This window comes from Parabacteroides acidifaciens (genome assembly GCF_003363715.1).
GTDB lineage: Bacteria > Bacteroidota > Bacteroidia > Bacteroidales > Tannerellaceae > Parabacteroides > Parabacteroides acidifaciens.
In genome coordinates this window covers 43285-54643 of the sequence record NZ_QREV01000031.1, presented here as the reverse complement: position 1 = coordinate 54643, position 11359 = coordinate 43285, and the positions used below count along the sequence as shown (strand labels likewise).

The following is an 11359-nucleotide window of genomic DNA, read 5'->3' as shown; positions in this document are numbered from 1 at the left end:
ATTATTTTTTGCTTTCTCCACAACTTTCCGGGGTGATCCTGTAAAAGAGCTACCCCCAAGAAATATCGGGTGAGCCGGTTTCATGGGAGCCGAGAAGATGAAAGAGATGATCACGGAAGAGCTGGAGAAATAGGATAGTTACTATGTATAAGAAGCTGCTTGCTCTATTGTTTTCAGGGATCAGCCTGCTAACGTGAAGAACGGAAGTACGTTTTTTCCTGAAACAATTCAGCATGCAGCGGATTATATTTCTATTCCACCACCCACTTCTCTATATTCCTTGTTTTTGCACTGAAGTTGATGCCTATCTTAAACAGTTTACGTTCGTCAGCCTCAAAAGGAAGGGCGTAATGTTTGTCATTGATGTGTTGCAAAGCCTCTTCAGCCGTGCCGTCCAGTTTAAACTCCATGACGTAAATAAACTTGTCTGTCTGCAAGACCAGGTCTATGCGCCCTTCACTGGTGTGGTATTCTACATTCGTGTAGAAGCCGACCAGTTTGAAGACGATAAAAAGCACATTCTCATAATGTAACTCTTGCTCACGGATGAGTTCATAAGTAGTATCTGCAAAGAAACTTTGCAGACGGCGGAAAAAAGAGTTGTAATCACCGGCACGCACTTCACGGACAAATCTCTGGATCTCAAACGGAGATTCCACCTTATCCAGGCTTGTGTAAAAGGGAACAAGAAAGCGAATAAATCCTTCTTCCACTTCTCGATTAGGGAAACCCAAGTGATATACGCCAAACTCTTTATCATAGCCTTTAATCGTAAGATAACCGCTTTGATAAATCACAGGAATAGGATTGGTTGATTCGGAATCGATACTGTTCAGCACTTGGGTATCGGTTTCCTCATGCGCCATCCGTTCCAGACTATAATGGTGCCTTTTCAATAACTTCACCAAATAGGTCGGCGTGCCTGTTTCAAACCAGTAACTGCCAAACTCCTTGCGTTTGAAAGCGCTAAGCAGGCTAAACGGATTATAAATACCGATAGAATTATGAGTGAAGTGATATCCGTCATAACATTCCTTTAATTCAGCACAAAGTTTATCATATGTTATTTCCTGTGCAACAGCAAATTCATGAAGCTCGGATTCCAGGTTTTCATGGATTTCACACTCGCTAATACCGCATATCCCAACATAATCATTCCACATCGAGATATCCTCCAGATTATTCAGGTCACTGAATACGCTTACCTTTCCAAACTTGGTCACTCCCGTCAACATAGCGAACTGGATACAGCCGTCCATGGTTTTCAAGGCTCCATAAAAGGGTTTCAGTGTGTTGCGGAATGCTTGTTGTAACTCTTCATTGCCAATGGCCTGCAACATCGGTTTGTCATATTCATCCACGAGGATCACGACACGTTGGCCTGTCTGTTTGCAGGCCCGCTCGATGATTCCGGCGAAACGCAACGAGAAAGAACGTTCGGACGGGTTTGCACCGTAAAGGCTTTCCCAATCGGACAATATTTTTTCCAGCATATTATCCAGACTTTCCGGCCGATCATATTTCTCTATATTCAGGTCAATATGCAGGACCGGATGTTTGATCCAATCTTTTTCAAGCTGTTCCATTGCCAATCCTTCAAACAATTCCTTCTTTCCCTGGAAGTATGCTTCGAGAGTCGAGATGAGCAAACTTTTGCCGAAACGGCGCGGACGGCTCAGGAAGTAATAACTGCCCGTCTTAGCCAATTGATAGATCAAGGCGGTTTTGTCTACATAGAAATAACCACCTTTACGAATCTTCTCAAAGTTCTGGATGCCGATTGGATAGATTTTATTGCTCATATCTTTCTGCTTTAGAATAACAATACACAAAGTTACTGATTTCCTCTCTACTTTCGGCATTTTTAAAGAATACTTTTGAAGATGTGCCCGTTTCCTTTCCGGAAAAAAGAGTAATATTGCATACTGAAACAATTCAATAAAGAAATGGGTAATTCTATACATTTAATCAGCCTCTTATTACTGGCTTCCAGCTTATCGGTACAAGCCCAGGAAAAGAGAGCCATGACATTCGACGAGATGGTCGGATGGGAACGCATATCCGAACAAAGTATCTCCGACAACGGCAAATGGGTTTACTGCAAAATGGAACCCTGGCGGGGAGATGCCACAATCTTGTTATACAACGACAAAGGCGAAGAGAAAGCGACATTCAAACCTGCGGCAAAAGCAGAGTTCAGCTCTTCATCCGAATACCTGCTGGTAACAAAGACACCTCCACTGGAAGAAGTGGAGGCTGCAAAACTGAAGAAAACCGATAAAGATAAAATGCCGATGAACAGTCTTGTCATCTCCCGGCTGGCAGGCGAAGAGGAAACGATCGATTCGCTCAAATCATACAAACTGTCGGAGACAGCCGATTGGCTGGCATACCAGCGCGGAAGTAAAAAAGACTCCACGCTTTACATCCGCTCGCTCAGCGGAATGCAAAAGGATTCGTTCCCGGCTGTAAGCGACTTCGGGTTCGCGAAGAAAGGAAATGTCTTATACGTCGTCTCCGATTCCGTCCTATACACCTTTATCCCCCAGAAAGGCAATAACCGGATTTCCGGCGGGAAAGGCGTATTCAAGAAGATTGCATTCAATGAGGATGGCAGCAAGTTGGCTTATCTGTACTGTGCGGACAAAGACTCGGCCGCCACACACAGCAGCCTGTATCTGTCTGTCGGTAACGCTCCCGGCAAGCTGATTGCGGAACGGGGGAATGAGGCATTTCCGGCTTCATGGGTAATCAGCGAAAACGGCAGGGTTTATTTCTCTGAAGATGCCAATCGCCTGTTCTTTGGTACGTCACCGGAACCCAGACAAAAAGACACGACTGTTTTAGCAGAGAACCGTCCGGACGTACAAGTCTGGAGCTGGGACGAAAAGGTGCAGTACACCCAGCAATCCTTCAACAAGGTTTCCGACCTGAAACGTTCCTACACGGCAGTCTACAACCTCGGCAACCAACGTCTTTTCCAGCTTGCAACCGAAGCACTTCCCACCCTGCAGACCGCCGATGAGGGAAATGCGGCACTGGCTCTCCTCTCCACGACAGAGCCGTACGGAACACAAAGTATGTGGACAGCCAGGCAGTTCCACGACATTTATACCGTCAACCTGGAAACGGGAGAACGCCGGCAGATCAAAGAAAAGGCTCCTTCCTACATGCGCTTCTCTCCAAAAGGGAAATACACCTATTGGTACTGTGAACAAGATAGTTCCTGGTACACCCGTTCCATGGCAGACGGAAAAGAATACCGCCTGACTACTCCGCAGACATTCGTTGCCTGGGATGAAGACAACGACGTTCCCGATTATCCTTCTCCCTACGGAATTGCAGGTTGGACAAACGACGACCAGGCGATCCTGATTAAAGACCGCTACGACATCTGGAAGTTCGATCCGGCAGGTTCTTCTTCTCCGGTAAACCTGACTGTCAACGGACGGAAAGAGCAAATCACCTATTCGCTGATCCAGCTGGACAAAGAGAAAAGATCGTATAATCTGAACGAAGCGCAATATCTCACCGGATTCAACGAAAGTACCAAAGGCTTCGGATATTACACCGCCCGGCTGAACAAACCGATAGCTCCTAAAGCATTGCTTGCCGGCAACTTCAAACTGGCGGCTTTGTCAAAAGCTAAAAATGCAGATGCCGTCATCTATACACAAGAGACATACGAACAATATCCGGATATCCGCTTATCCGACCTTAGCTTCAAGAAATCCATTCAGCTGACAGACGGTATCAGCCAACAGGATTCCATTATCTGGGGAACAGCCGAGCTGACCTCTTGGATCTCACTCGACGGGCGTCCGTTGGAAGGTGTTATTTATAAACCTGCCGATTTCGACCCGAACAAGAAGTATCCGGTAATCGTGAATTTCTACGAACGCAATGCAAACACCTTGTACAGCTATCATATGCCGAGTCCCGGACGTTCCACGATCGATTATCCGTTCTACCTGAGCCACGGCTTTATCATCTTCAATCCGGATGTACGCTTTACCGACGGCTACCCGGGAGAAAGCTGTTACAACTGTGTAATGCCGGGTATCACAGCCCTGATCGCGAAAGGATATGTAAACGAAAAGGCAATCGGCGCACAAGGACATAGCTGGGGAGGTTATCAGGTCGCTTACCTGGCAACCCGCACCAACCTGTTTGCTGCAATCGAATCAGGCGCCCCGGTTGTCAATATGCTAAGTGCTTACGGCGGCATCCGCTGGGGCTCCGGCCTGAACCGTTCCATGCAATACGAACACGGACAGAGCCGCATCGGTGGCAATATCTGGGAAATGCCGTTGCAATACATTGAGAACTCTCCCCTTTTCAATATGAACAAAGTGACGACTCCGATCCTGATCATGCACAACGATGCCGACGGACATGTGCCCTGGTATCAGGGAATCGAGTTTTTCATCGCCCTCAAACGCCTGCAGAAAACCGCCTGGTTGCTCAACTACACCGGCGAACCTCACTGGCCTTCACGCCTGGCAAACCGTTTGGACTTCCAGAAACGCATGTTCCAGTTCTTCGACCATTACCTGCAAGGCGCCCCAATGCCCAAATGGATGAGCGAAGGCGTTCCGGCGGTAGACAGGGATTTTGAGTTGGGATATTAATCTTTTGCCTATTATCAATGCTTGATTGATAAATATTTATATCTTTGCATATATAGACATGATTAGAAATGAAAGCAACTGGTGACACATTAAGTATGTACATTGATATCCCCGAATCAGAGATATCCATATTCAAATACCTTGCCGAGAAAATGGGGTGGAAAATCCATACTTCCAAAGAAAAAGAAGAATCATTAAACATGGAAGAGGAAACAAAATTGTTTTTTGAGAACTCCAAACGCTCTATGGCAAAACATATGGAAAAATATATACTTATCCTTTAAAAGACGAGATGCTAAGTAAGCCTCTATCAAAACAAAGTTATGTTATCTGTCAATTAATTGGTGGATATACGGAACGGGATGTTGTTAAGGTTTGTGGCCGTGTAAAAAATAGCTATTTCATTGAAATTATTGATAAGATAAAACAAACGATCTTCTAAAACTCCATCCTGAACATCGTCCGTACATTCGGGATGGACGAGACAGAGAGTTGGCCGCCATGGAGATGCATAATGCGCTGGGAGATAGGCAAACCGATACCGCTCCCTCCGGATTTGGTGGAGAAGAAAGGTGTAAAGATGACAGACAACCGTTCGGCAGGAATGCCCGGACCGTTGTCTGTTATTGTTATAAGAGGATTCCCGGACAGTCCTGTACAAGCCTCAACCTTCACAATGCCATCCGCCTGCCCTTCTACTGCTTGCAAGGCATTCCGGATTAAATTGATTAAAGCAAGCGTAATCAGATTCGGATCGCCATGTAATTCCAAATCCTTGCCCATGGATTTATTTTCCCTGCCGATGGAATACACAATACGTCCGCTTCCCGGCTCCGCCTGAAGCAACCGTTCCAATTTGGAGAACAGCTCCGGCACGGAAATCACCTTGCATTCCGGTTCCGGCAAGTGCGTCAGGCGATGATAAGAATCAAGAAAAGCCGTCAGGTTCTTCGCCTGGCTGTTGATAACTTCAAGTCCTTCGCGCTGCTGTGCAATATCAGTGTGATCCGCATGTTTCAGCAAATCCGCTGAAAGGGAAGCGATCGGAGTAATGGAGTTACGGATCTCGTGTGTCAACACCCGGAGAATACTCTCATAGTAAAGGCTTTTCTCCTCAATCTCAATATGTTTCTCGCCGAGTTGCTGCATGATACGATTCATATCGGCATACAGGGTTCTTAAGAAAGGATCATTGGATTCAGCCGGGAAATGTTGTGTCGAATCTTCATTCCGCATCGCTTCAAAGAAGACGGATAATTTCCGGTTGAAATGGCTTGTCAACCGGATAACAAACAGAGTTATCAACAGGATAAGCAGCAGACATACAAAAGATAAAGTATATGACAGCTGAGTTATTAACAACCAGGAGCCGATCAGGGATAAAAGCACAATCAATACTACACTCCCCACAATCTTTGCATATAACCCGCGACTGTACATGGAACAAAGATAGACTATTTACCGCACATCTGCAAAACAGCAATAACGCATACGAATTGCACGTTTATTTACGAATATGTAGTAATAGACTTGTTTTTAATAAATTAAATTGCGTTATTTGTATCACACAATCTAATCAAAGTTGTTATGAACACAACAACTAAACTTTTAGGCAGCTTGCTCATCACAGCTACAGCTGTTTCCTGCGGAACAGGTGGACAGAACCATTCCGTGAATGCAAAAGATCCTCTCGCCAATTCTCCGGTAGTCGGGCAATATGTACAAATGGGTAGTGATAAAGTCTTGTCATGCGATCAGAAGCTTCTGTCAGACACCGTGCATATTCCGTTGAGTTATTTCACCGAAAGCATGGATTTAATAAAGTTGGATAATCGGGATGAAGCCTTAGTCGGCCAAAACGCAGTAACGGTTTCCGACAACTATATCCTGGTGCACGGCCGTAATCCTAATCCGTTCAAACTATTCGACAAAGAAGGAAACTTCCTGACGAATATAGGTGCAATCGGACAAGGACCGGGAGAATATCAAATGGTATACGACGCCCAATTGGACGAAGCCAACGATCGTATCTACATCATGCAATGGAATAGCACACAACTTTTAGCGTACGACCTGAAAGGAAATGTTTTAGACCCGATCCCGCTCTGCCTCCGCTGTCCGAAATCCAAATTCAGAGTAGACACTCCTAATGGGAAAGTATCGGTAGTAGTGCTACCGTTCAAAGGATTACCGGCTGTTGCCTGGACACAAGACATGAAAGGGAACAGGCTCAGCTATATCGAAACAGGCCATCTGGAAGCGCCACAAGATTTCAGTAATGAAGTCACAGCGTCTTTCAACATCCCCAATGTCTTTGATGTAAATATTTTATGTATTGTCCCAACCCGCATAGATTCGCTTTACCGATACGACACTGATAACGGACGGTTACAGCCTACTTTTACTCTCAACTTTGCCAATACGGATAAAATACCTTGGCACGGTTACAGCGAATGGCCGTATCATTTCACAGGTGACTTTTCGGAACCTCCTATAGAAGTCTCACCTGGCAATTGGACAAACGGAAAAGATTATCATTATATTATCGATAAGAAAACAGGAAAAGGTTCTTTCTTCACTCTCTATAACGACTTTTTCGGTAATCTGGAAATCGGTTGGCCCAGCATGGCGTTCTCCAATGGTTACTACGTTCGTAACATCGAACCCGGTAACCTGTTGACAGATATCGAGAATGTACTCAAAAAAGATCTTTCTCCCGAAATGCGCAAAAAGCTGACCGATTTGCAGAGCACGATCGGCGAGAACGACAACAACTATATCATGATCGCCAAGCTCAAAAAATAGTATAATCTATAAACCAAGCATTATGGACACAACAACGAAGCTATTAGGAGGCTTGTTTATTACAACAATGGCTATGTCTTGCGGAACAGGGACCCAAGAACAGTCTGCAAAAGAAGAAGATCCATTGGCAAACTCTCCGGTAGTCGGCCAGTTCGTACAGGTCGGAGATAATCAAGTCTTGTCATGCGAGCAGAAACTATTGGTCGATACAGTAAGTATTCCACTCAGTTACTTCGCTGAAGAACTGGAAATCGTAAAACTGGATGACCGGGACGAAGCTATAGTCGGACAAACCGCAATAACAGTCTCTGATAATTATCTCCTGGCACACAGTGGATATCCACCAACGGCGTTCAAGCTCTTCGACAGGAAAGGGACTTTCCTTACTACCGTAGGGGCAGCCGGTCAAGGTCCGGGTGAATATCAGGCCGTCAGTGACGCCCAGATCGACGAACTGAACCAGCGCATTTACCTAATGCCCTGGCAAAGCGACAAACTGTTGGTTTTCGACATGCAAGGAAAAGCTTTAGAGCCGATTCCACTCGGTAGCCGTTGCCCAAAAGCAAGATTCTATGTCGATCCAGTCAAAGAGACCATCACCGTTGCAACGCTTCCCTGGAAAGATACACCGGCAGTCGTATGGATACAAGATATGACAGGTAAACATCTGAAAGAAATAGCTCCGGGACATCTGAAAGCAGAGCACGATACCTTCAATCAGGAACTCATGTACAGTTCTACTCTTCCAGACGCATTCAATTACTGCTTATATCTCATGTTTCCACCACGGGTGGATTCCCTATATCAATATGATATGGAGAAGAATCAGCTGAACCCGGTCTTTACTTTCAATCATACGACAATCGACCCCGTTCCCTGGCACGGCTACTTTGAATGGCCAAATCATTATACAGGAGAATTCTCTGGACCTCCCGTCGAACGAAAGACAGATATCGCAAAAGTCTATACACCAGGAGAAACTTTCTCTTATATCATTGATAAGAAAAGCGGTAAAGGTGCCTACTTCAAACTGTATAACGATTATTTCGGCAATCTGGACATTAGCCGCCCCGATGGCATTTTCAATAAAGGATATTTCGTCCGCAGCATCGAACCGGGTAATCTACTGACCGATATAGAGAACGCTTTGAAGAGACAGGACCTCTCCGAAGCCATGCGTAAAAAACTCACGGACCTTGAAAGCACGATCGGCGAGAACGACAACAACTATGTCATGATCGCCAAGCTCAAAAAATAGTCTTCCATGAATAAACAACTACTTTTAATCCTGTTGCCGGCGATTCTGCTGGCAACAGGATGTAAACAGCAAAAGGCTTACGATGAAGGGGAAACAGCAACACAGACTGCACCTCATCAACCGCTCCCGCCGAAATACACGGCGCAATACGACCGGTCTGTCCCGCCTGCACGCATCGACATAGAAAAAGCAATTGCTGATTCCGTTCCTGTCAGCCTGAGTAAAGTCGCCTCTACCATCGAGTACTTTATGGTTGGAGACGACAAATATCCAATCACGGATGTAGTGGCAACCAACGACGGCTTCATTGCCTTGAACCAACCCAAGCTATATTTGTACCGCAAAGGGATGAAACGGAAGCGGGTCGGATTGAAAACGACGTTCGGCAACTGGATAAGCGTTCCCGGGCCGAAAATCTGTTTCGACAAGACAACCACCAAGTTGTATGCTCATCTGAAAAGGATTAATCAAGAGACGGGTTACGGTGAACCTTATATAGTCGAACTGCCCCCATTGGACACTGTCTTGGCAAGAGTCTATTATCTGTATCCGGATTCACTGCCTGTATCCAGCCATCATTTTCTTCCTCAGAAAGCATCCATTCTCCGTTATTTGTCACCCAGTCAGTATGCAACTTTAAAAGAAAATAAAGACGGAATTGACGACGGCATTACCACCTTCAATCTGGATGGCGACACAATCTGCACATTCCAGGCAGGTATAGATCCCACCGTCAAGGTCGGCAACTATTTATATGGCCCTCCTTTCTTTGACAAAATCTACCGGCATGAAAACAAAATCACCTTCCGCCTCTCTTTCTGCGACACGATCTATCGAGTCTTGGACGAACGCACTTATGCACCGGCATATGTAACTGACTTCGGGAAGTCCCGTTTGACGGCAATCGAAAACATTCAGGGGAAAGAACGGAAAAACAAAGTCTGGATGACAGCCCTCGAAGAAAACGCAAAAGCACTTTTCATACAAACGCACAAAGAAGGGAAAAGCTCGAAAAGCGGCTGGCTGGATGCAGAACGCGAGCCGGATATGCCCGATGTAGAGCGTCAGATCGTTTATCTGAAATCTTCCAAACAAACCTTCGCCGTTCCTGTGAAAGCAGGAGGACTGGCTAACGATCTGGACGGCGGTCTGCCGTTCTGGCCGGATGGACAAACAGATGGCTACCTTTATATGATCCGTCCCGCCAAGGAGCTGAAAGCCAAAATCAAACTGACAGGCTCGCCCAAACAGAAAGAGCTGAAAGCATTCCTCGACGGTGTGGATGAGAAACAGAACGTAATGATTGTAATCAAATAAAAAGACATAGCAGACAATAATGAAAACACTTCTTCCCTTCCTACTCCTTTTCCTGTTCGCCAACTGCAACAGTAAAAACAATCCGGATTCAGAAAAAGAGGATAACGGACAACCGCTTTGTATCGATCTGGCTGGAAATATAAATAACACGGTTGCTTCCCTGCCTTTGAGCGAAGCGGCGGAAAAGATGGATATTGTCCAGTTGGAAACTTCTGATAAATCTTTTATCAGAGGAGTTGAAGACATAGAAGTAACCACTCATGATATTTTCGTTTTTGATCGAAACGAAGGTATATTCCGGTTTGACCGACAAGGCAAGTTCCTAAACAAAGTCGGTAAAAAGGGAGAAGGACCGGAAGAGATCCTTTCGATCTGGCAAATGATGATCAATGAAGCCGAGGAGGAAGTATATCTTTATTCCTTAATTGACAAGAATTGCATCAAAGTATATAATTTCGACGGCTCTTTTAAAAGGGTTGGTCTCCGGAACCGAATGGAAAATACATTTTATGGACCAAGCAACCTAATTTTTTCTTTTAAACATTATTTCTTCCTGCAGCAAGAACTTCCTATCTTATTTATCGAAAATAACCCTGAAATATGGTCATTTGCATTAACAGACAGCTGTTTCAATATTCAAAAGAAATTCTATAATCCAAGTCTGGCAGGGAAAGACGAAGAAATTATTCAAAATTGTGCCCCTAATTACGGTTGGAAAAACTACTGGATGGAAGGTCTGACCGACACAGACACCTATAACCAGCAACTTATCATGAAATACGCCGGAGTAGACACCATATACCAATACAACGAAAACAACCAAGAGTTTGAACCATACTATACAATTCTTTCAGGCGAGCAACCTTCTTTTGAAATGGCACATCAATGGATCAAAGACCCAGCTTTCTTTAAATTTCTATGGGTATATGAACTGTTCGACACCCAAGAGTATTTATATCTCCTCGCAGGAAAGTCCAATCTCATCCACACCTTCCGGTACGATAAGCAAAGCGGAAAGATTGCAGTCGCTAAAAAAGAAAGTACTATCATAGAAAGACCGTTTCCCGGCTCTCCGAACTTTGTCTTTCGTGAGTTAAGAAAGAAATTCCAATTGCAAAACGACCTTTCCGGCGGTGGCGACTTCTCCGTCGACTACAAATCGCAGGGCAAATACTGGATTGACGAATGCAACCCTTCCGACCTGTTGGAACAGATCGACGTAGACGGACTGAAGACCGGGAAAGTGAAAGACGAAGCGGCGCGTGACAAACTCGTCCAAGTGCTAAGTACGATCGCAGAAGATGATAATCCGGTTCTGTTTATTGCCACCCTGAAATAATTCACTATA

General features: G+C 45.1%; 8 protein-coding genes. 6 read left to right on the top strand and 2 right to left on the bottom strand.

Annotated elements, in window-relative coordinates; translation table 11 throughout:
• Positions 1 to 251: 251 nt before the first annotated feature.
• On the bottom strand, positions 252 to 1802 hold the full coding sequence (locus tag DWU89_RS13100; protein WP_115500078.1) for an ATP-binding protein: 1551 nt from the start codon (positions 1800 to 1802) through the stop codon (positions 252 to 254).
• Between the two features lie 144 nt (positions 1803 to 1946).
• Between DWU89_RS13100 and DWU89_RS13095 the strand changes: the two genes are divergently transcribed.
• Entirely contained in the window at positions 1947 to 4631 is a 2685-nt protein-coding gene (locus tag DWU89_RS13095; protein ID WP_115500077.1) for a S9 family peptidase, read from the top strand.
• 68 nt (positions 4632 to 4699) lie between these two features.
• Complete coding sequence (locus tag DWU89_RS13090; protein ID WP_147292116.1) at positions 4700 to 4915, top strand: hypothetical protein; 216 nt, start codon at positions 4700 to 4702, stop codon at positions 4913 to 4915.
• 154 nt (positions 4916 to 5069) lie between these two features.
• Here DWU89_RS13090 and DWU89_RS13085 read toward each other — a convergent pair whose 3' ends face one another.
• Positions 5070 to 6071, bottom strand: a complete 1002-nt coding sequence (locus DWU89_RS13085) for a sensor histidine kinase (RefSeq protein WP_115500075.1) — start codon at positions 6069 to 6071, stop codon at positions 5070 to 5072.
• Between the two features lie 147 nt (positions 6072 to 6218).
• Between DWU89_RS13085 and DWU89_RS13080 the strand changes: the two genes are divergently transcribed.
• From DWU89_RS13080 to DWU89_RS13065, 4 genes are read left to right on the top strand one after another with little or no spacing between them, the layout of a single operon-like run.
• Complete coding sequence (locus DWU89_RS13080) at positions 6219 to 7436, top strand: 6-bladed beta-propeller (RefSeq protein ID WP_115500074.1); 1218 nt, start codon at positions 6219 to 6221, stop codon at positions 7434 to 7436.
• A 22-nt stretch (positions 7437 to 7458) separates the two neighbouring features.
• A complete protein-coding gene (locus DWU89_RS13075) occupies positions 7459 to 8694 on the top strand; it encodes a 6-bladed beta-propeller (protein ID WP_115500073.1) in 1236 nt (411 codons plus the stop codon).
• 6 nt (positions 8695 to 8700) lie between these two features.
• Entirely contained in the window at positions 8701 to 10011 is a 1311-nt protein-coding gene (locus DWU89_RS13070; RefSeq protein WP_115500072.1) for a DUF4933 domain-containing protein, read from the top strand.
• Positions 10012 to 10030: 19 nt separating this feature from the next.
• A complete protein-coding gene (locus DWU89_RS13065; protein ID WP_115500071.1) occupies positions 10031 to 11350 on the top strand; it encodes a 6-bladed beta-propeller in 1320 nt (439 codons plus the stop codon).
• The last annotated feature ends 9 nt before the right edge of the window (positions 11351 to 11359 follow it).

Coding starts and splice junctions, on each gene's coding strand:
- DWU89_RS13090 (WP_147292116.1), top strand. CDS start 4,700: ATGAAAGCAACTGGTGACACATTAAGTATGTACATTGATATCCCCGAA.
- DWU89_RS13070 (WP_115500072.1), top strand. CDS start 8,701: ATGAATAAACAACTACTTTTAATCCTGTTGCCGGCGATTCTGCTGGCA.
- DWU89_RS13100 (WP_115500078.1), bottom strand. CDS start 1,802: ATGAGCAATAAAATCTATCCAATCGGCATCCAGAACTTTGAGAAGATT.
- DWU89_RS13065 (WP_115500071.1), top strand. CDS start 10,031: ATGAAAACACTTCTTCCCTTCCTACTCCTTTTCCTGTTCGCCAACTGC.
- DWU89_RS13095 (WP_115500077.1), top strand. CDS start 1,947: ATGGGTAATTCTATACATTTAATCAGCCTCTTATTACTGGCTTCCAGC.
- DWU89_RS13075 (WP_115500073.1), top strand. CDS start 7,459: ATGGACACAACAACGAAGCTATTAGGAGGCTTGTTTATTACAACAATG.
- DWU89_RS13080 (WP_115500074.1), top strand. CDS start 6,219: ATGAACACAACAACTAAACTTTTAGGCAGCTTGCTCATCACAGCTACA.
- DWU89_RS13085 (WP_115500075.1), bottom strand. CDS start 6,071: ATGTACAGTCGCGGGTTATATGCAAAGATTGTGGGGAGTGTAGTATTG.